Source organism: Gelidibacter salicanalis (assembly GCF_007997285.1).
Lineage (GTDB): Bacteria > Bacteroidota > Bacteroidia > Flavobacteriales > Flavobacteriaceae > Gelidibacter > Gelidibacter salicanalis.
The window spans coordinates 528,501-550,035 of sequence record NZ_VORX01000001.1 but is presented as its reverse complement, the minus strand read 5'-3'; the positions used below and the strand labels follow the sequence as shown (position 1 = coordinate 550,035).

The 21,535-nt window shown below is 36.8% G+C and carries 13 protein-coding genes and 1 pseudogene; 5 read left to right on the top strand and 9 right to left on the bottom strand.

All coding sequences use genetic code 11. From position 1 onward, the window contains the following. Positions 1-105: 105 nt before the first annotated feature. From ES711_RS02345 to ES711_RS02335, 3 genes are all read right to left on the bottom strand, one after another. A complete protein-coding gene (locus tag ES711_RS02345) occupies positions 106-3,063 on the bottom strand; it encodes a DNA polymerase III subunit alpha (RefSeq protein ID WP_146889376.1) in 2,958 nt (985 codons plus the stop codon). Then, entirely contained in the window at positions 3,063-4,277 is a 1,215-nt protein-coding gene (locus ES711_RS02340) for a DNA polymerase Y family protein (RefSeq protein WP_146889374.1), read from the bottom strand. The genes ES711_RS02345 and ES711_RS02340 overlap by 1 nt, the downstream gene beginning before the upstream one ends. A 726-nt stretch (positions 4,278-5,003) precedes the next feature. Continuing rightward, the gene (locus ES711_RS02335; protein WP_146889371.1) at positions 5,004-5,336 is read right to left on the bottom strand and encodes a hypothetical protein; all 333 of its coding nucleotides are present in this window, start codon (positions 5,334-5,336) and stop codon (positions 5,004-5,006) included. A gap of 196 nt (positions 5,337-5,532) precedes the next feature. On the opposite strand from ES711_RS02335, the gene ES711_RS02330 reads away from it, so the two are divergent. The 3 genes from ES711_RS02330 to ES711_RS16235 all read left to right on the top strand — a co-directional run bounded on the left by ES711_RS02330 (position 5,533) and on the right by ES711_RS16235 (position 8,233). Continuing rightward, entirely contained in the window at positions 5,533-7,191 is a 1,659-nt protein-coding gene (locus tag ES711_RS02330; protein ID WP_146889368.1) for a tetratricopeptide repeat-containing sensor histidine kinase, read from the top strand. Continuing rightward, positions 7,191-7,859, top strand: coding sequence for a response regulator (locus tag ES711_RS02325; protein WP_317129847.1), 669 nt, complete (start codon positions 7,191-7,193; stop codon positions 7,857-7,859). Before ES711_RS02330 ends, ES711_RS02325 begins: the two co-directional genes overlap by 1 nt. Before the next feature lie 203 nt (positions 7,860-8,062). Further along, a complete protein-coding gene (locus ES711_RS16235; protein ID WP_170245225.1) occupies positions 8,063-8,233 on the top strand; it encodes a hypothetical protein in 171 nt (56 codons plus the stop codon). A gap of 309 nt (positions 8,234-8,542) precedes the next feature. On the opposite strand, the pseudogene ES711_RS16600 reads toward ES711_RS16235, so the two are convergent. After that, positions 8,543-8,688: pseudogene (locus ES711_RS16600) on the bottom strand (DNA polymerase IV); the annotation flags it as partial. A gap of 387 nt (positions 8,689-9,075) precedes the next feature. Here ES711_RS16600 and ES711_RS02315 point away from each other — a divergent pair. Next, positions 9,076-10,554 carry an HRDC domain-containing protein gene (locus ES711_RS02315; protein WP_170245224.1) on the top strand — a complete coding sequence of 493 codons (1,479 nt, stop codon included), beginning with the start codon at positions 9,076-9,078 and terminating at the stop codon, positions 10,552-10,554. An 87-nt stretch (positions 10,555-10,641) separates the two neighbouring features. Continuing rightward, complete coding sequence (locus ES711_RS02310) at positions 10,642-12,138, top strand: P-loop ATPase, Sll1717 family (protein ID WP_146889364.1); 1,497 nt, start codon at positions 10,642-10,644, stop codon at positions 12,136-12,138. A 99-nt stretch (positions 12,139-12,237) separates the two neighbouring features. Here ES711_RS02310 and ES711_RS02305 read toward each other — a convergent pair whose 3' ends face one another. The 5 genes from ES711_RS02305 to ES711_RS02285 all read right to left on the bottom strand — a co-directional run bounded on the left by ES711_RS02305 (position 12,238) and on the right by ES711_RS02285 (position 20,715). Beyond that, positions 12,238-15,111, bottom strand: coding sequence for a type I restriction endonuclease subunit R (locus ES711_RS02305; protein WP_146889361.1), 2,874 nt, complete (start codon positions 15,109-15,111; stop codon positions 12,238-12,240). A 226-nt stretch (positions 15,112-15,337) separates the two neighbouring features. Then, a complete protein-coding gene (locus ES711_RS02300) occupies positions 15,338-16,072 on the bottom strand; it encodes a DUF3800 domain-containing protein (RefSeq protein ID WP_146889358.1) in 735 nt (244 codons plus the stop codon). 284 nt (positions 16,073-16,356) lie between these two features. Beyond that, positions 16,357-17,733: a restriction endonuclease subunit S gene (locus tag ES711_RS02295; protein WP_146889355.1), complete on the bottom strand. Its 1,377-nt coding sequence runs from the start codon at positions 17,731-17,733 to the stop codon at positions 16,357-16,359. Beyond that, positions 17,733-19,301, bottom strand: a complete 1,569-nt coding sequence (locus tag ES711_RS02290; protein ID WP_146889352.1) for a type I restriction-modification system subunit M — start codon at positions 19,299-19,301, stop codon at positions 17,733-17,735. The genes ES711_RS02295 and ES711_RS02290 overlap by 1 nt, the downstream gene beginning before the upstream one ends. Before the next feature lie 685 nt (positions 19,302-19,986). Then, positions 19,987-20,715: a sterol desaturase family protein gene (locus ES711_RS02285; protein ID WP_146889349.1), complete on the bottom strand. Its 729-nt coding sequence runs from the start codon at positions 20,713-20,715 to the stop codon at positions 19,987-19,989. Positions 20,716-21,535: the final 820 nt, after the last annotated feature.

The following is a 21,535-nucleotide window of genomic DNA, read 5'->3' as shown; positions in this document are numbered from 1 at the left end:
ACTGATAAAAACTCATTAACTTTCACTTAAGGATATCTGTGAGCGACATGATACATTAGTTCTGTTCTCATAATTGCAAAAGTCAATTTCAAAATCTCATTCCCATCAATTATTCCTAGGATCCGGAAGTATCGCCGCCTTACGACTCCATACCACACTCATACTATAAAAATCAAACCGATCTGTTATTCTGCCATAACAGGCATACACACCCAATCCGTTTACGGGATATTTCTCGACCACATCCGTAAAATGGACCGCATCAAAATAATTGCCTTGATGGTCTATAAATGTACTCAGCCGCATTAATTTTCCTTGAGAGGTGTAGTTGAACCTGGTGGTGACCAAACTACCATAAATCAATACTTCTTTGTTGATATGATCTTTCATCTGACTGGCCAAAATGCCATTAGCCATGTCACCATTCACCAAATTAAAATAATTACACAACGGAAAACCCAACAGCTCCATTTCATCATAGGCATTTTCAATCCAATTCGAATTTAGCTTGGGCAACGTGAATTCCTTATGCTGAATTTTAAACAATTTTGATTGCTGACTCTTAGCACCATCAGCGTTCAATTTAAAAATGGCCTGCCACAGCAATTCGGTTTTTGATTGTTGCGTGAACCGAAAGGCGTCAATCCGTATTAAAATAGTCAGCTGTTCAATACTTATGGTGACGCGATCAATAAAATCATCCAAAGAACTATAGGTGCCATTCAGCTGTCGTTCTGTAAGCATTCTTTGCACGGTAAAGGTTTCTAAATTTTTAAGATACCCAAAACCGAGATAGATGGACGTCCCGATTAAACGGTTGGGGTGATCGCTATTATTAATACAGGGTGCACAAATGGTAGCGCCCTGTTTTTGAGCTTCGTGCAAATAATGTTCGACGCTATAAAATCCTCCGCCATTATTTAAAACAGCGGTCATAAACTCTAAAGGATAGTAACATTTTAAATACAAACTCTGATAACTCTCCACGGCGTAAGAAGCGGAGTGTCCTTTGGCAAAGGCGTAGCCCGCAAAACTTTTGATCTGATTCCAGACTTCAAAAATCAAGTCGTCTTGATAGCCTTTTTTTCTACAATTCGCGATAAACTTTTCTTCTACGGCCGTAAATTCTTTGCGCGATCGGAATTTACCACTCATCCCCCGTCTTAAAATATCGGCTTCACCCAGTGATAAATCGGCAAACTGGTTAGCCACTTTTAAGACATCTTCTTGGTAAACCATCACGCCATAGGTTTCAGGCATGATTTCCAACAATACAGGATGGGCGTTTTTCCGGAGTTCAGGATAGCGGTGCCGTTTGATAAACTCTTCTTTCATGCCTGATCCAGAAACGCCAGGTCTGATAATTGAACTGGCCGCCACCAATCCGATATAATCTTGGGTCTGCAATTGCTGCATTAAGCCGCGCATGGCTGGCGATTCCACATAATAAGCACCAATAGCCCCACCCGATTTTAAAAGATTATTGATGTTCTTATCATTTTTAAAGGCTTCCACATTGGTGATGTCAATGGGTGGAACCTCTGGTCTATTTTCTGCGATGATGTCTAAGGCATCTTTAATTTTTGCCAATCCACGTTGTCCTAAAATATCAAACTTAAAGACCCCAACATCTTCTGCGATGATCATATCAAATTGCACCGTTGGGAAGCCTTTTGGCGGCATATCCGTGGCCGAGTAATAATGCACAGATTGGTCTAAAATAAGAACACCAGCGGAGTGGACACTCAAATGATTGGGAAAGCCTTCAATCAATTTGCCATAGCGTAAAACGAGCTGCGCAATCTCATCCAATTGAGACACCACATAATTCCCCTTACTCAGTTTATCAATCTCTTCTTTGGGCAAGCCAAACACTTTTCCCAATTCTCGGACTACAGCTCTATACTTAAACGTATTGTAGGTGGCCATTAATGCTGTATGCGGAAAACGTCTGAAAATATACGCCGTCACATCATCTCTATCCTTCCAGGAAAAATCAATATCAAAATCGGGCGGGGACGCTCTAAACGGATTGATAAAACGCTCAAAATACAAATCCAACTCTATCGGATCAACATCGGTAATTCCGATAATATACGCGACAATACTATTGGCACCACTCCCCCGCCCCACGTGGAAATAGCCTTTACTGTTGGCATAGGACACGATGTCATAATTGATCAGAAAAAAAGCCACAAAATCTAAAGATTTGATGGTATCCAATTCGGTTTTTAATCGGGCTAAAACCTTCTCGTCAGGATTGGAATACCGTTTATATAAGTTATCCTGACACAGTTTTTCTAAAAGTTGATAATCGTTTTCAGCGGAATCCGTATATAATTTTAAGTTTTGTGAGATGCGCTGCTCTCCAAACCCAAATTCAATATGACAGCTGCTCAAAATCCGATTGGTATTCTCAATGATATGCGGAAAATCAGCAAAGGCTTCATTGATTTCCTTTAAGGAACACATCTTATCCGTAAGCTTGCACTCTTCCGATTTCTCAAGTTTGCTCAACAAGGTATTTTTGTCAATAGCTCTCAATAAGCGGTGGGCGTTAAAATCCTTTTTGTCTCTAATGGTTACCGTTTGTAGCACCACTAATTTATCTTCAAGATTTTTAAGCTTTGAAAACCTCAGTTTACGTAACTCTTCAATGGACACCCCTATAAACTCGTGGTCATAAAAATGCGATTTCTCCAATTGCAATACCCGCTCAAAAGGATAAATGATCACGCAATGATCAAAATGAGGAGCACGCCCTGGCAATTCGATTTTGTTCTCGGAATGCTGGGATAGAAATTGGTTGAGCTCTTTAAATCCCTCATTGTTATTGGCAAGCCCAACATATAGTTGTTGGGCACCAGTTCTAAAGTCAATACCTATTACTGGTTTGATATTGAAATCCTTGGCTTTTCTGATAAAATTTAAACAGGCCGAGGTATTATTAATATCCGTCAGTGCTAAAGTCTGGACATCATTTTTTTTGGCAAGTTCTAAAAGTTCAATTTCAGAAAACGTGCCGTAGCGTAGGGAATAATAAGAGTGACAATTGAGATACATTACTGTGTTCTATGGGCTAATACTGTTGGGGGTTCACCATTAAAAGGGTTTCGGAATCGGCCAATGGTTTTCGCACCCATGGAGGAGGCTCGCATAATACTCATCTCGCCGTAGCGCCCTCTAATATGATCCATAGCATTATAAAGGCTGAGCATTTCTTCAGTATCATCAAACAAATTAATCTGATAATGCCCGCTTACAATATCGTTGATTTTCACGCCCACCAAACGCACCAACAGCCGGCGTTGGTACAACTGATCAAACAGTTCCATCACTTTCGGAATGATGATATGGTCTGCGCTCGAATAGGGAATTTTGACTTGCTTGCTATAGGTATTAAAATCAGAGTAGCGAATTTTGACACTGATCACCCCCGCTATTTTATCGCCTCTACGTAATTGAAAGGCCAAGTTTTCCGCCATTGCAAAAATGGTGGTTCGCAACTTCTGTACATCAATAGTGTCTTTATTAAAGGTACGCTCAGTGGAGATGGATTTGCGTTCGTGAAACGGTATTAATGGCGGGTTGTCTATCCCGTGTGCCCTTTTCCAAATGGTGGCGCCATTGGCACCTAAAGCACTGGTCATCATTTCTATGGGCATCTGTTGCACCACACCCACTTTATCAACCCCTAGATTCCGCAGAATCTGATAGGTTTTTTCGCCCACTGACGGTATTTTTCGGATGGACAACGGCGCCAAAAATGATTTTTCAAAACCCGAATCAATCTTGAGCTGATTATTAGGTTTCGCTTCACCAGTGGCCACCTTGGAAACAATTTTATTGACGGACAAGCCGAATGAAATCGGCAAGCCGCTATTCTTAATCACGTTTTGCCTCAGCTCAGACGCATATTTATAACAGCCGTGAAATTTATCCATCCCGGTCAAATCGGCATAGAATTCATCAACACTCGCTTTTTCAAAAACAGGCACTTTTTCCTTAATAATCTCAGTAACCAGATGTGAATATTTGGTATAAATGGAAGCATCCCCACGTATCACCACCGCTTCAGGACATAAATTCCGCGCTACCTTCATGGACATTCCAGAATGCACCCCAAATAAACGCGTTTCATAACTACATGCTGCTACAACACCTCTATCTCCTGTGCCACCAACCAATAAGGGCCGATTCACCAGTCGGCTATCAATTAAGCGTTCACACGACACGAAGAAGGTATCCAAATCGAGATGCAAAATGTTTTTTTCCATACTACAAAATTACTCATATATGTAGCTAAACCTTGCTATTATTTGTAGTATGTGGATAACTTGTTAGTCTGTTTGGTGTCAGGCGGATAGAATCTGGTTGAAAATTTTTGCAGTAAAACTGCGTAGAAATTACTGAAATATGGAGGAAATTCACAGCGCCACGACATCTCGGAAAGTCAAAAAAAAGGGTCCTGCCGATATAAAACCCAGCCGTTTTCCTCAATCAATTTTTCTAATCTATTTTCAAAAAAAGAGAGTTAACATATAAACAACGTCTATCCTAAGTGTGGGTTTTAATTTATGTCGTAATGAGACAGTACCGATACATGCGCAGTCGTATTCCCGCAACCTGACCATAACCGTCAGCGTTTCTATACTTATTTTCAAATCCTAAGGTCATTACGGATTCCCATAAGGTTAATTGCTACAATCGCTTTTAATTTGACCTCCTCATAAGGGATCTAAATACACCATCTTCATCATTCGCTAATTCAGATACAATAGTCCTTGGGCAAAAATTACAAATTGAAAACGCATTCTTATATAATGTTTGAGTTTAGAAGCATAAAATGTAGATGAGCTATAATTTTGAACAAGAGGGATAGTACGTTCTCTTTTTAACGTCCCCCAAACGTTATATAGAAATAGTGCTATCCTGTTCAAAATAATTTCGTATTTCTTCTTTAATGAAAAATTAATTATGAGATCAGGGACTGTGGTAATTTCTTACCTACACATGTATTTTTTAATCATATATGGCGTCATTGGCTTTAGGGTCTTGCCTATTTCTGGATGAAGCCCGATATCCGTAAAACAATCCAAGTTGCCATCATTATTTTTTCCGTACCAAACCCTAACACTACCATCCTCATTAAAAAAATCATAGGTACAGTCGGGATTCTTTAGTTTCTTAAAACGTTCAATCCTTTCCTCTTTGTAAACTTTTAAGGCACCAATTCTTAATTGTTCCTCATCAAATTCAACTTCTTCATAATGATCGCCTTTCCAAACCATCCATCGTTGGCTGTTTATGGAAATAGTCGCGACAATTCCAAACATCAATAAAACACCTAATACACTCCATATTAAAAAACTTCGCTTCGATTTACGCGGATTAGGTTTTAGATGTATGCCTTCATAAAAATTCAATTGTACAAGCCTGTTGAGGTAATGCTGACGACATCACACCGCCACCTAGCACAGGGCGTTAGAAAGAGTTTATTTAGAAAGTCAAAATTAATAGTATTTTAGAGGAATGAAAATTATAAAATCTTCATTCCTCTATGTCTATTTGGTGCTCATCAGCGTCCTATTTCTGAGTGTACCCGCCTGTTTTTCACAACAATCCCAAGATAGTTTAATTTATTATGACCGGTTGGTCAGTCATCCTCATGATGTTGATGACCTTGTCAAATCTCACGATTTTTTCAGTATCGCCAAGGCAGATGCCTTAAAAGCGAAGGATAGCGTTAAGATTATTTATCACATATTCCAATTGGCGCGCATTGAACATAAAGGCGGTTTCTATAGTAAAAGTGAAGCGTCCTCAGTGCAAGCCCTTCAAATTTTAGATAAACTTAAAGACACACCCTACAACATCCACCTAAGAACCTCCATCTACACGCACTTGGGAATTCTGTATCGGGAACAAAAAAACAAACCAAAAGCACTGGAATTATATGAAAAAGCACTTGAAATAGCAAAATCTCCAGAGGACAGTGTAAAGCTCTACAACAACAAATCCAACATTTATAAAGATGTCAACGATTACCCCTCTGCAAAAACAGAATTACTGCTAGCCCACCAACTAATTCCCAGAATCAAGGATACCTTAACAACGGCTTTGGTGTTAGACAATCTAGGGTATGTTAATTACAAATTGAAAGCACCGGATGCATTGCCACTGATGTTACAGGCTTTAGACTTAAGAGTCAACTCCAAAAACGATACAAAGGCGTACCCGAGTTATAAAAATTTAGCCCATTATTATTACGATACAGAGCCAATAAAAGCGAAAGCTTATGCACTTAAAGCCTATGAGATTGCCACACGGCTTAACAGCGCCTCTTACAAAATGGATGCGTTGTCCTTACTGATGGAATTCAGTACTGATGACTATGCCAAAGCTTATAAACACATCAGTGATAGTGTCACTACCACCAGACAATTACAAGAAAACAAATTCGCTTTAATGAAATACGATTTGTCTGAAAAAGTACGGGAAGCGCAAGAAAGCGAACTGATTTCACAAAGGGCAAAAATCGTTAAACAACGGTATCAGTTTATGGCCTTATCATTAATTCTGATCTCCATCGGGCTGTACTGGGTTTTAAAATCTAAACACAAAAAAGATAGCCTTCAAAAGGTGTATGAAACGGAATCGAGCATATCAAAAAAGATTCATGATGACGTGGCAAATAATGTGTTTCAGGTCATGACCAAACTACAACACCAAAACACCAATGAAGATATTTTGGATGCCCTAGAGCTGATTTACGCAAAAACCAGAGATATCTCAAAAGAACACAGTGTGCTTGACTTAGACGATAGCTTTGACGCTATTTTAAGTGATTTGATCATCAGCTATAAAAGTAAATTTATTAATATTATAGTCAAGGATATTTCAAAAATCAAGTGGGATGCCATGTCAACTATTAAAAAGGAAACGATTTATAAAGTACTACAAGAGCTTTTAATTAATATGACCAAACACAGCCAAGCTAGCTTAGCGGTAATTTCATTCCAAGACACGCCACATCAAACGGTCATCACCTATACTGATAATGGCGTTGGTTGCACCCTTATTACAAATACAGGTCTCCAAAATGTGGAAAACCGTATAAAAGCAATCGATGGAACCGTTATTTTTGAACCTGTTATTAACAAAGGCTTTAAAGCCACACTAAACGTGTAATGATGTTCAAAAAGGTTTTAATTGTTGACGATCATGATGATATCAACAGCGGTGTCAGGACTGTTTTAAATAACATGGGCATTTTAAAAATAGATAAAGCACAATATTGTGATGATGCGTATTTAAAGATCAAAAAGGCTCATTTGGAGGATGATCACTATGATCTAATCATTACTGATTTATCGTTCAAAAAAGATTATCGTGACTGCAGCATTCAATCAGGAGAGCAATTAATTGCTGCGGTAAAAACAGAACAGCCTCAACTTCCCGTCATTGTCTATTCCATGGATAATCGTTTGCAAAAAGTACGTGGCCTCATCAGCAAGCATCACATCAATGCCTATGTCTGTAAGGACAGAAAAGGATCTGCTGAATTAGCCCAAGCGATCACAGCGGTATACAACAACACCATTTACCTTTCACCCCAAGTGTCCAACGCCTTGAGTGACAAAGCCGATTTAGAAATTGAGGATTATGATATTGAGCTCATCAAACAACTTGCTAACGGGCGCTCACAAGAGGAAATTAGCGACTACTTTAAACAAAACAATAAGACGCCCAACAGTTTAAGTTCTATTGAAAAAAAACTCAACAAGCTGCGTATCCAATTTAAAGCCAATAACGCCATTCACCTTGTGGCCATTGTAAAAGATCTGGGCCTTATATAAAATCACACATTGCGGAAAACCGTAATGAGCTTTAATGGTTAGGGCTTAATTTTATCAGATTATCTATTAGTTTATATATATTATTAGGGAAAAGTGAGAGGCATGTGTAATAGCATGCCTTTTGCTGTCTGAATATGGTTTTCCGTAAGATTTTATAGGTATCCATATTTAAGTTTGAACTATAAATCTTAAAAGTTAAAATTATGGCAAAAGAACCAATTGGAACCACAGCAAGCACAGCTGAAAACTGTCCAGAATCTGGGGTGTGGAAAGTAGAAGGATTATCTTTTACAGCGGCTCCAATCTCTAAAGGTAACAGAATGCCTCCCTATCAAGGAAAGTCGGTTACTTGGAAATTACTTCAATATGTCTAATCTCTATCTTCTTTTGTTGAATTTAAAACCATACGGAAACCCGTAAGGTTTGGACTTTTAATGAGCCTATGTTCGAAGTGTACAATTTTAATATGAACGTTAGTGGGCCAGATCGAAATGTGGCACAAATCGAACCGCTATAGACTTTTACCATATAGGCAAAAGTGGCACAGTTTGAACCGAAATGCCTGGCACTATGAAACCGAAATCACTGGCACAAATCGAACCGAAGTAACCAATAGCATGCCTTTTGTTGTTAGTAGTATAAAATATCTGTGCCGTTAGGGTGTTATAGGTAGAAAACACACCCCGCGTTTCATAACTACACGCCGCCACCACTCCCCGATCTCCAGTGGCACCAACCAATATGGGGCTATTCATCAGTTGGCTATCAATTAATCGTTTACACCACACGAAGTGGTATCGAGATTGAGATGCGAGATGTTTTTTTCCATACCAAAAAATCATTCACTTACATGTAGCTGAACCTTGCTATTAGTTGCAGTAGGAGGATATGTGTTGTTGGTTTGTTTGGTGTGAGGCCAATAATAAATTGGACACCATTCTCATATAGAATATCAAGAGCTTCCATCCATTAATCTTCCGTCCACTTCTCATAAATACTTAGATAATCAGTATTTAAAAGTATGATTTCAATTACAACTATATCTAGAAGAAATCTTCTGTAAGTTAAAGTGTACATAATTTAATTAAATAATTATATTTGAATCTTCCGCTCTAAAACACTTGTGTTTTTAATAGCAAATCCAGAAACATCAACTAAACATTAAATGTCATTCGACTTTTTAGCAATAGCTCGGAGAATAAATTTATATCATAGTATGCAGTTAATAAATACAGAACACACATTTTCCTTCTACAAAAATCTACACTCTGCACAAGAACCTGACAACGAATTTGATATTAATCAACTGATAGAAGTTATTAGGTATGGCTATATTAAAAACGACATCAAAACTTTGAGAGCTCTAGAATGTAAGAAACAGCGTGGAAAATTTAAACAATCCAAATTACCCTGCGTCACCCTGTCTGGTACATTTGAAAAACGTAATAACGCCCATCTGTTGGAGCATTCAGGTTTAATTCAAATCGATATCGATGGTTTAGAAAAGAAGGATTATGATTTGCAATTTAAAAAATTAGTTTCAGACATTTATACTTTTGTAGCTTTTAGAAGCCCTAGTGGCAATGGCATTAAATTAGTCGTAAAAATAAACCCATCAATTGACACCCATTTAGAGCAATTTTTAGCCCTTCAAAAATATTACCAGGAGGAATATAAAATTGACATAGATGTTGCCTGTAAAGACATTGCGAGATGTATGTTATTATCCCATGACCCAAACATCTATTGTAATCCGTTCTCTGAGGTATACGATGAATTATATATGTCCGAAATTATAGTGATACCTGAAGAAACTCCGAGTGTCAAATATAAGGTTAATGTCAATTCGTCTAATGATCAAGATATCATTGAAAATTTAACGGTAGAAATAGAACGCAATGGCACTGATATTACGGACGGCTATGAAAACTGGATCAGAATTGGTTTTTCATTAGCAAGTGCCTTAGACGAAAGTGGTCGCGATTATTTCCATAGATTATCAAAATTCAATCAAGGGTATAGACCACATGATTGTGATAGACAATTTACACACTTACTAACCAGAAATAATGGTTCTATTACCTTAGGTACACTCATTTATATTGCACGACTTCATGGTATTGAAGTCATATATCCTTCTCAAAAGAATGAGAAATTTAATCCTTTAAATGCTAAGACCATAGAGGCTAGCAGATCTACCTTATATGAAGTATTAAAGCGCAAACGTTTAGAATTAGTCAATACAACAGGAAAACCTGCGTATACAGTGTTCACCAACAAAACCTTAGAAGAATTAGTAGAGAAAAGACCGACATCTGAGGTAGAATTTCTCAAAATCTTCGGCATAAGTCAGAAGAAATGTAACCTCTATGCTAAAGAATTTTTACCCTTAATCATCAATGCTAATGAAGTCATTCTAACCGATGAAAAACCTTCAGTACAAAAATATATTATTCCTAAATTAAAGAATCAGGATGAATCCTTATACCAAGAACTTAGAGGGTTTAGACTCGATTATGCTTTAGAAAACGGACTGAAAGCTTTTCATGTCTTTGGGAACTCAACACTTAATGAGATCATCGAATCCAAACCAAAATCCAAATCAGAATTGCTAAAAGTAAAAGGTATTGGCGAGCGAAAATTAGAACAAATTGGGGATCAGGTATTGGAGATTATTTTGAAATATGCGTCTTGAATACATTCACTTAAGTGAGATTATATATAACGCTACTTGAAATAATTATCAATTTAATAACTCTAATTTCTAATAGTAATAAAAGTAATGACCAATAAGCTTAATTTCAGTTTAGGATTTTCAAAAAATCCATTTTCCAAATTTTCAGCAGAAGAAGAAAGAGAGTTTCATAACGAAATATTTTATGAACCAACTTTTTACGAAACTCTATTAGATGATTTAAAGTCTGGCACTAGCAGATTTATTCTAGGACAAAGAGGACATGGCAAATCTTCAATTATTCATAAATTAAAAAGCGATCTTGGAAAGGCACAGGTCCTAACAGTGATTATTGATAGATTTGATGATGTTTCATTAACGGATAATAAGATTGAATTGTTAAATTTAATACTTCAAGAGTTTGTTACGAAATATGTACTTTTCCTAGAAAAGAATAAAATTTATTTAAAAAAATTAAACAAAGAGGATAAAGAAGCTCTTTGTTTATTAATTAAGCTGTTTTTCCAACCTTTAACTAAAACTGAATATTATTCGAGATATGACAATATCAAAAAAGTAAAAACTCGGAACTTACTTATAGATATATACAATTACATGGTTAGACCTTCAAACTCACTGATAGGCACAAGTATTCTCATAACTTCGAAATTAATTTCCGATTCACTTAATCTTACAAGTTTTGAAAACAAAAGTTCTTATACCGAATTTCTATCAGAAATAGATAATGTACAAACATCAGCCACAAAAGATGAACAAAAATTAAAGAAGAATAAAAGACATCTAAAAGAATTACTAAATAGATTAAATACTATATCTAAAAAAACGTATTATAAATCATCTGTTGTGCTATTTGATAAAGTCGATGAGTTTCAGGAATTAAATCAAAATATACAAAAGATTGCTGATTTCACAGAAGATATACTTACCGACACTGAACTTCTTTTACAAAACGATATCGCTATAGCATTTAGTTTATGGTCTGAAGTAAAACCAATTCTATCCAAAACAGTTCGTTTTGATAAATTCAAAGAAATAGATATTAGTTGGAAAAAAACTAACATGGAGCCTTTGATTAATAAACGAATTTTATATTTCTCAGGAAATACAAGGAGTTTTTCGAGCTTGTTTGAAAATTCAACAGATTTGAATGTTGTTATCGAAATTTCGAACAAATCTCCTAGGGACTTAATATCTTGTTTGTCTGATATTTATGATTTCCAAACATCCAATCCTAATTCCACTGTTTTTGAGAGTAGTTCGGTATCTAAAGGTCTGATAAAGTTTGCAGAAAGATATGACTACCTTTCAATGTATCCTTCAAGAACAGGAAAAAACAAGGATGTAATCAGCATGATTAATCTAATATTAAAAACTAGAAAAATAGATATTACAATATTAGACCTTAATTCCACCTTTAAGCAAAAAACAAGGTGGAGTCAAGCAAGATTAGAGGATATGGTCAAATATAAGTTATTGAGAGAAGATTCCATACTAGGCGCTAATGGTGAAAAAGTTTACAACGTATTAGATCCTAAAATAATGCATCTTATAAAAAGAGGAGTTACAAATTTAGAGAATAACTAGCATTTTGAAAATTAACAATTTCAGAAAATTTAATATACTTTTCAACTAATCAATTTACCTCTAATTTACAATTAAACTAATCAAACTTACGACCCCAATTCATCCAGTCATCCCATTCACAAATACCTGCACAAACTCCCGCATCTTATCCAAGATACGTTCTCCTATTTCTCGTGCTTTTAAAATACTTGGGCGACTATCTAAACATTTAAAAACTTCATCCCTTAGTGGCTCACGGCCTGATGTCGAATAACTCTCTATAAGGGCATTGAATTGTTGTTTGTCAAGCTGTTCATCTTCGCAAAGTCTGGCAAGCGCAAGAATTTTTTCTTCGTGCCAATAGTTTTGAAATTCGTCTTCGACCGCCTCTGGATTGTCAATTTTTGGTAAATTTTCCTCAATAAACTTTTGTATCAGCTCCCGTTTACTTCGCAACTGAATATCCCCTGAAAGCATATCCATAATTGCTTTCTTTTGTTTCGCTTCTTGCGCAGGTGTTGATTCTTTTAGTTTTGCCAATAACTGAAGGATGTACGCCACATTTATTTGGTCGCGGTGTATCAACTCCAATTCAAAATCAATATCATCGAGAATGGATGTTTTCTGTTTGGCGCGGTCTTGTTTTACTTTCTCGTACAGATCGAGATATTTGCTTTTATAATTTTCAAAATCTTGTGCTGACATGTCTAAATCGTCCCAATCAAAATCCGTATAGGATTCCAAGACATTTTTGGCACGCATCAATTGTCTAAAGGCTTGAATAAATGCTAATTCATCTTCTTCGCTCAACAAGTCATCCACACTTTGATAGTTTGGTGTGATTTGTAATAAATTCTCTAAAGCTTCATCAAATTTCTTGGCAACAAGTTCGTAAGGTGGCAAGATGATATCTTCAATCGCATCCTTATTAGAAAACAAGGTAATTGCTTCGTCAGTCGACTTTTTAAGGTTTCTAAAGCATAAGATGTTCCCTTGCGACTTCCGCTCTCCTAAAATCCTGTTGGTTCTGGAAAAGGCCTGAATCAATCCGTGAAACTTTAAATTCTTATCGACATATAACGTGTTCACTTTTTTTGCATCAAAACCTGTTAACATCATATTCACCACAAATACGATATCCAGTCGATCTTTTTCGTCATTGAATGAAATTCTCTCTCGGTCCTTGAGTCGTTTGCTGATGTCTTTAAAATAGTTTTCAAACTGTTGACTGTCCTTGGTGGAGAAACTCGTATTGTACATGGCATTGTAATCCTTAATGTAGGATTCCAATTTATCTCTGGTGTGTGTGGAGCCGTATGTTGGGTCGGGTTCTCCACTGCCATAATAGTCATCATCTGGCATATAATCTTTGGCATGCTCATCATCTTCATTGGTGCCATAAGTAAAAATCGCAGCTATGCGCAAGTCGTGTTCGCCAGCTTCTCTCTTCCGTTTGAAGATGTCGTAATAATTGATAAGTGTATCAATACTATTGACTGCAAAGAGTGCCGAATATTCTTTATTAAACGTCTTTTGATTGTGATAGGCAATCATATAATCTGCTATCTTTTCCAAACGTCTTGGGTCGGCAAACACTTCAGCTTTATCAATATCTTCAACTTCAATATCAATGAAGGTGTTGCTCTTTTGTTTGTATTTCCCAACATATTCAATCCCAAATCGCAAGACATTTTGGTCTCTGATGGCATCAGTAATCACATATTTGTGTAAGCACTTTCCAAAAAGATCCTTAGTGGTGCGTTTGCCCAATTCGTTTTTTGCGGCATTATCTGCAAATATCGGTGTGCCTGTAAAACCAAAGAGTTGTGCATTATTAAAATATTCTGTGATCTTTTTATGAGTATCACCAAACTGCGACCTGTGGCACTCATCAAACACAAACACCACCTTTTTATCTTGAAGGTGTTTCAGCTTCTGCTCATAATGATTCTTGGAGATCGCATTGTTAAGTTTCTGAATGGTGGTCAGTACTAACTTGGTATCGTCCGCCAATTGCTTTACCAATTCATTGGTATTGCCTGTAACGTCCACACTTCCTTTTTTGAAACTGTTGAACTCATTCATGGTTTGATAGTCCAAATCTTTACGGTCAACCACAAATACTACTTTATGAACGTTGGGCAAATCCATAATAATCTGGCTTGCCTTAAACGAGGTGAGCGTTTTACCAGAACCCGTAGTATGCCATATATAGGCATTATCATTGGTGGTTTCCACTTGCAGTACCAACTGTTCCACAGCAAAGTATTGGTACGGTCGCAAAACCATCATAATTTTGTGGGTTTCGCTACGCACAATATAATGCGATAGCATTTTACCAAATTGATTAGTGTTTAAAAATGCATCCGTAAACGCGGTAAGGTCCGTCACGTTTTTATTGTGAACATCAGCCCAAAAGAAGGTCTGCTTCACCGATTGCATTTTATTGTTTGCCAAATATTTGGTATTTACTCCATTGCTAATCACAAATAACTGCACATACTGAAATAATCCATAATTACTCCAAAAGGATTGGTGTTGATAGCGATTAATTTGATTAAACGCTTCCTTAATTTCAAGACCACGGCGTTTTAATTCTATTTGCAACACAGGAATCCCGTTTGCCAAAATCGTGATGTCATAACGATTTTTATAAGTGCCCTCTTGTGCAATTTGATTGGTTACCTGATAATGATTATTGTTCCAGTGTTCCTTATCAAAAAACCGCACATAAAAGATATCGCCATCATCCTTAACTAGTAAAAAGCGGTCGCGTAGCATCTCTGCCTTTTCAAATACGGTTCCCTTTGCCAAATGATTAAGGATGGTATCAAACTCTTTGTCACTAAAGCTGATTTTATTAAAACGCTCTAATTGACTTTTAAGATTACTTAATAGCTGATCACCATCAAGTATGATTGCGCGCTCATAACCTAACCCAACGAGTTGTTGGATGAGGTTGTGCTCTAATAGGGCTTCGGATTGTGTGGACATTACTTTATGATTGAAATGTAAGTACTTATCATTATAGATTACTACAAAATGTTTTCAATTGTTTTTAATTGTTTTTAATTGTTTTTAATTGTTTTTAATTGAAAATAATTATCATTATATTTGTATTCATTAACAACTACAACAACAATTTATAAAATTATTATAAAAAAGGATTGGGGTGTCCCCGGTCGAGCGAAAGCCAAGCAGCAATGTTTGGCTTTTTCTTTTATGGAAATATTTTAAGACCATATCTTTTACCACCTTTTTTATAAAATTTTGGTTCAATTAAATCAAATGCAGGATTGGCCCTGTCCTTATCAATGACATAGCGTGCAATTGGATATGCCAATAAGTCTGCCATTTGCAATCCGTTGATGTTTTCTTTCTTATCCTTAAAAGCGATTTTCATATTAAGCGCTGCCAATCGTTCTGCACTTACATAACCCGTACCACGCGCCATTAAACGTTGAAAATGCTCTTCCAGTTTTTTATCTTCTTTTTTTCCACGCTTTTCAATGACAATGTGTAATTCTTTTTTCGCACTCACAAGACTATCCAAATAAAATACAGTGCGCTCAATGATAAAACTCAATGCCAACTCATAGACATCGTTGGACAATTTACCATAAGTTTTAATGTATCTGTCTTTTCTTATGGCTGATGCGAACACCGTATAATCTTCACTCATGATAAGACTGTTCAATTGGAGATAGAAGTCGGTTTTAAGGTTTATATCGAATAAAATCTGGAATTCTTTCTCACATTTCCTGATATCGCGCGAATGGAAAATAACTGTTTTATTATTCCAAAACCTTCGCTTGATGGCATTAATGTTGTCACGAATGGACTTATAATTAGGTTCTGAAATAAGCATACCACATAACAAAAACACAGGGAAATTGGCATCTAAATTCACCAATCCGTGGTCACCACTTTCGTCTATGTATAAATGGTAGATCATTTAATTTATTATTTTTTTCTCATAACCTTCGTAAAGGCGCTTCTAAACTTTATCGAGTGGGACGCTAGCCATTCAATTGCTTCATCCCTTTTCTCAATGTCATTGTTTAGTTTGTTGATTCTATACATAATTTGATTTCGTGTTTTAAATACTGAAATGGCTTCGTCTAATTTATCATAACATTTTAATTTTCATGATTTGTGCTTGATATGTCTTTATTCGTTATATGCGATGTCTTCTATTGACGAAATGACAAATTGGGTCGAAATGACAAAATCAGGTTTTTAAACAAACATCCCCTGCAGCAACCCCTTTTTAAACGCTTGCGTTTTCTCTATTTGATGCGTGATGGTTTCTATTTTGCTATCTAGCGCTGATAGGTAATTGGCTATTTTTTGTTGTTCTTCTAATTCCGGTATCATTAATTTTATTCTTCCAAGTCTTGAGGTCGATAAACTCAAAACCTTTGTACCTTGGGCTATAGTCATCACTTGCTTTCTTACTTTCCAAGTTTGAATCAAATAACCTGAAAAGCCTAAATGCATTTTGTTTTTTTTAGGTCTTGCTAAAAAAGTATGCAATCCAGCTAAAACTTTTTCATTGTTTAAATTGACAAGTTCAATTGTCTTTCCTATATCATTATAATCCTCTGAAGCGTCTGCAATTATTAAATCGCCTTCCTGACAATAATTCTCTATTTTTATTTTTGAAAGGTCAACCTCTGGATTTATGAAAGGCACTAATTCTTCTTTAATATTGAAGAGCATCGAAAACTTTGTATGAATATCACCATAATGAAGATTTTTCACTTTACCGCATTCATAATTTAATTTGTCTCTTGATAAGGAATTAGTTGAATAAAAAGAAAATATTTGACCATATTGTTTTTCTTTCCAATCCCCATAATCCTTCCCATCATCATCCCCCTCGGCTCCGCTCGGGGCAGGCTTAAACCTCAACTTTTGAGAAAACAACTGTTGCATCACGCCCTTTTTGTACTGCTCTAATAGGGTTTTCTTGGTGTTGAGTTGTTGGAGTTTGCTGTCTATGGCGGTTAGGAAGCTGGCTATTTTTTGTTGTTCTGGGAGTTGGGGAAAATAGTATTTTAGGCTTGCAAAATCCGTTTTGTTTATTTGCGGTACAGCTTGTACACCTGCTAATCTTTTAATTCTACTTCCATTTTTCTCTAAAAGCGAATAAATAAAGTTATTACTGTAGTTTTTTGTCGCTTGCAAAGCATTTATTTGCTGATTGGTCAAGCTGTCCACAGTAATTTGTGCAACCTTTCCAATGGTTGAACCTATACAAACAAATAATACGCTTCCTTTATTTACCTTTCTACCTTTTTTAAAACCTAATTCAGTAATTGTTGTTTTGGTCTCATAAATATATCTACTATCTGCAATATCGGAAGGGGACACAAACATTAATTGGCCACCATAATATTCTCGATTTGCTGTTGGTGGTGTACTGCCTGTAATTACCTTGGCAACTTCTCCTAATTTTTTCTTTTCCCAGTTATCTTCAAATTCCTTAAAGCGTAGTTTAGGAATTAAGGAAACAGATTGCTTGAGTTTGCTTCGTCCTTCGTCCTCGCAATGACTGGCTCGCAGTGACGGTTCGTTGGTAATGACGGTGTTAGTGTTGTTTTGTGCTGCCATTAAAACGGTGTATCAATTCCTAATTGTTTGCAAAAATCGGTAATGGTCGCATCGGTCGCTTTCATGTCGTGTTCTAAAGCTTGTAATTCTTGTGAAACGACTTGCAAGTCCACAGGTTCTTCTTCTTCAAACGTATCTACATAGCGTGGAATGTTGAGGTTATAATCGTTTTCTCGTACTTCATCCAAAGTTGCTACATAGCTGTATTTGTCTTTGGTCTCACGAGTTTTGTAGGTATCTATGATGTGTTCGATATGTGCTTCCAACAAAACGTTTTGGGTCTTTACCTTTTCAAAGTGTTGGCTGGCATCTATGAATAGAATGTTGTCTTTGTGTTGGCGTTGTTTTTTCAGCACCAAAATACAGGTGGGGATGCTGGTACCATAAAACACATTGGATGGTAAGCCAATCACCGCATCAAGATAGTTGCGGTCTTCAATGAGGTATTGACGAATGTGCCCTTCAGCAGCACCACGAAACAATACACCATGTGGCAACACGCAAGCCATAGTGCCATTGTCTGCCAATTGATGCACCATGTGTTGTACAAATGCAAAATCGGCTTTGCTTTTGGGCGCCATCTTTCCGTATGAAGAAAAGCGGTCGTCGTTGATAATGTTATCAGGCTTCCAAGTAGCCGAAAACGGCGGGTTTGCCACAATCGCCTCAAAGCGCATGTCCAAATGTTTTGGGCTTGGATTTACAAGGGTGTCTTCGTTATAGATATCAAAACGCTTGTAGTGTACCTCATGCATAATCATGTTCATCCGGCATAAGTTATAGGTGGTTGGGTTGCTCTCTTGCCCAAAGAATTCGCCCACTTCCTTTACTTCCTTTGCCACACGCAACAACAATGACCCAGAACCACAGGTCGGGTCGTACACATTTTTGAGTTTGGTTTTGTCAACCGTCACCAATTTCGCCAAGATTTTAGACACTTGTTGTGGGGTATAAAACTCGCCTGCCTTTTTACCAGCACCAGAGGCAAACTGCCCAATCAAATATTCGTAGGCGTCACCAAGCACATCGCTATCGGAATTTTCCAATTCAAAGTTAATGCCGTCTAAATGAGAAAGAACTTTGACAATGAGTTCGTTTTTGGCATTTTCGTTTTTACCGAGCTTGCTACTGGTCAAATCCAAATCTTCAAAGAGGTTACCAAAGTCTTCTTCGCTCTCGCTTCCCATCGTACTTTGTTCAATATTGGTCAACACTTTAGAAAGGTCGTCCAAAATAAACTTGCTCTTCCCTCCAGCATTCCCACGTCGTGCGAGTTCGCTAAAAAGTTCGCCAGGTCTTAAAAAGTAGCCTAACTTTTCTAATGAAAAGTCTTTGATGTTATTGAGCAATAGGTCTTCTTGTGCGTGACCTTCCACTTGGTGATAAGTCATTCCATCGGGTTCGAGAATTTCATTGGCATAGAGTTCCATCTTGCGGCTTAAGTACTTATAAAAGATGAAGCCTAATATATAATCTCTAAAATCATCGGCATCCATATTGCCTCGTAGATCGTTGGCAATATTCCATAAGGTTTGTTTGAGCAGTTGTTGTTTTTGGTCTTCGGACATTTAAGTTTGAAAAAATTTTATTGGTGTGTTAGAATTGAATACACAATCAATTAGTCATGAATTTAATGGTTGCGGTATCATCAACTTTTAAAGATAGAAAGTTTTTTAAAATGAACTAGTAACTTAACTGCAAAAACAATTGTCATTCGTTTTATGGCTTCGAATTTTTATCAAAAATTCATTTTAAAATACTGCTATTCCACTACAATTTCCATACATGTATTCAGATGTTTTATAAACAAAGAATAACCCAAAACTAAACACGGTTTGGAGCACCATTAACAAATTACATAATCTTGGCAACCTTTAATAAACACTGAGTTTAACGAATTTCAATGTGACTTCATAATCCGCCGATTAAGATGTCGCTCCGGTTTCTCCTTAACCATTGTTAACTGCATATTTTAAATGAAGAAATCTTGACTTTTTTTTCTAAAAAACGCCATACTTTAAAACTCTTTGGTATATTTTACAGTACGGACTGCTAGAAAATTAAAGCTCCCAGAGCATCATTTCCTTCGCATCGAATTTCAAGCCCAACACCCACGACCGATAAAATTTTAGGCAAATAAAATTGAAAATCATCTGAAGTTTTTAGGGGAATGCATTGTACCAATCCTTATAAACATTAGGTCTTTGCAGCCATTCAAAATCGCGTCTTTTAGTCCATCCTACAGCTGATTTTTTATTTCATTTTCGTGCTTTCCGTACCCATGATTCGGTCCCAAAAGGTAAAGTATAACCCATAATTGGTGTTGAATTCTTTATGATGGTAGTGATGGTGCGTGGCATCAATCCATAGTTTACCAAAAGCACTCTTTCTGAAAAAGTCGGGATAAATTTCAATATCCAGATGGTTGATCACACCGCTGAAGGTCATAAACATCAAATAGACAAAAAGCACATAAATGTTCACCGGCAGGATCAAGAGGATTAGGGGAAGGATGAGCGCTTCCAAAATACTTTCCCAAGGATGGAATGAGAATGCCGTCCACGGGGTGGTACTGAGACTCTGATGATGGACTTTGTGCACAGTTTTATAAAATCTTTTCATATGCATGGCTCTATGTACCCAATAATAATACGTTTCATGCACTGCGAGAACTAAGAATAAGCTTATGGGCAGATACCAAATCCCGTAGGTTAAAGGATCTAAATAAATGGCGGTAAGATTGTGCAACCACAGCCAATACACCAGTGCGCCAAACACGGCAAAAATGGCAGAAGACAGGACGCTCCAATACATTTCCTTCCGGATCTGATCTTTTTTTAACGGCCGTTGGCTCAATATGTCCTCGGAATTAGGACTCTCTTTTATTTTAAGATAATAGAGGTAGAAAAGGCCTGCCGTTGAGAAGTACCGAATCAGTAGAATTAAAAATAAAATTAGAATATAGCTTATAATATTACCCATAATTGATTGACCTCACCTAAAAACAGAGCCTTAAAGTTATGAAAAAATATGCTGCGTTGGCGGTCCATTATTTTTAAATCGCTCCTCCAATTACCAGATTTAGGTTGCCTCAGGTGACATCTTGTAATTTCAAAATTAATCCAATTTCAAATGCGATACTGAAGACAACCCCGCTTAATTTGAACCGCAAGGTGCACGCTGTCTAAAACACTTATCACTTGTAGGCCATGCATTTTGTAGGCTATAAATTTATGGCATGCGCTATAGTTTTTAGGGTCTCTTTTTTCTCTTTTATTTCAACATGTGGAGCCAAATGAGGGTTCCTGTTACTGTCATACTGGTTGCAATTAAACGGTTCAAAAGACCAGCATCACCCTAAAATGGCCCTTACCAGCAAAAAAATGCAAGCGTAAATACCCAAAATATTATGTAAATCATGATAAACGCGCTTCTAATTGGCCTTGGTTTTAATCTAGTCCTCTTGTTTTAAGGTGTTCCATTTGACTCTTTTGGAAAACCACAGTACAATTCCGGAAACGGGCGAGACTATAAAAATGATCGTGGCCACACCCAACATCCGGTCTTCCTATAGTCGTATCCAACAACAGCCACCTGTGCCGTTTAAACATGTGTAACATAAAGTCATCTGCCTTAATCTTTCCTTTTTTGAATAATTTTATTGTATGGATTTACCAAAATTGTACTCCAGTGTTGCTCATTGCCATCTTTTTTAACCAAAATCCGTTCGGCAAGATTATACAGAATAAAAAGTCTTTATAGGACATGACACTAATTTCATCTTCCCATTTTTAGAGTCGTT

Bases quoted from the DNA above. Each gene is read 5' to 3' on its own strand.
- ES711_RS02295 (WP_146889355.1), bottom strand. From the start codon at position 17,733: ATGGCAGCACAAAACAACACTAACACCGTCATTACCAACGAACCGTCA.
- ES711_RS02325 (WP_317129847.1), top strand. From the start codon at position 7,191: ATGATGTTCAAAAAGGTTTTAATTGTTGACGATCATGATGATATCAAC.
- ES711_RS02305 (WP_146889361.1), bottom strand. From the start codon at position 15,111: ATGTCCACACAATCCGAAGCCCTATTAGAGCACAACCTCATCCAACAA.
- ES711_RS16235 (WP_170245225.1), top strand. From the start codon at position 8,063: ATGGCAAAAGAACCAATTGGAACCACAGCAAGCACAGCTGAAAACTGT.
- ES711_RS02340 (WP_146889374.1), bottom strand. From the start codon at position 4,277: ATGGAAAAAAACATTTTGCATCTCGATTTGGATACCTTCTTCGTGTCG.
- ES711_RS02290 (WP_146889352.1), bottom strand. From the start codon at position 19,301: ATGTCCGAAGACCAAAAACAACAACTGCTCAAACAAACCTTATGGAAT.
- ES711_RS02300 (WP_146889358.1), bottom strand. From the start codon at position 16,072: ATGATCTACCATTTATACATAGACGAAAGTGGTGACCACGGATTGGTG.
- ES711_RS02315 (WP_170245224.1), top strand. From the start codon at position 9,076: ATGCAGTTAATAAATACAGAACACACATTTTCCTTCTACAAAAATCTA.
- ES711_RS02335 (WP_146889371.1), bottom strand. From the start codon at position 5,336: ATGTTTGGAATTGTCGCGACTATTTCCATAAACAGCCAACGATGGATG.
- ES711_RS02285 (WP_146889349.1), bottom strand. From the start codon at position 20,715: ATGGGTAATATTATAAGCTATATTCTAATTTTATTTTTAATTCTACTG.
- ES711_RS02310 (WP_146889364.1), top strand. From the start codon at position 10,642: ATGACCAATAAGCTTAATTTCAGTTTAGGATTTTCAAAAAATCCATTT.
- ES711_RS02330 (WP_146889368.1), top strand. From the start codon at position 5,533: ATGAAAATTATAAAATCTTCATTCCTCTATGTCTATTTGGTGCTCATC.
- ES711_RS02345 (WP_146889376.1), bottom strand. From the start codon at position 3,063: ATGTATCTCAATTGTCACTCTTATTATTCCCTACGCTACGGCACGTTT.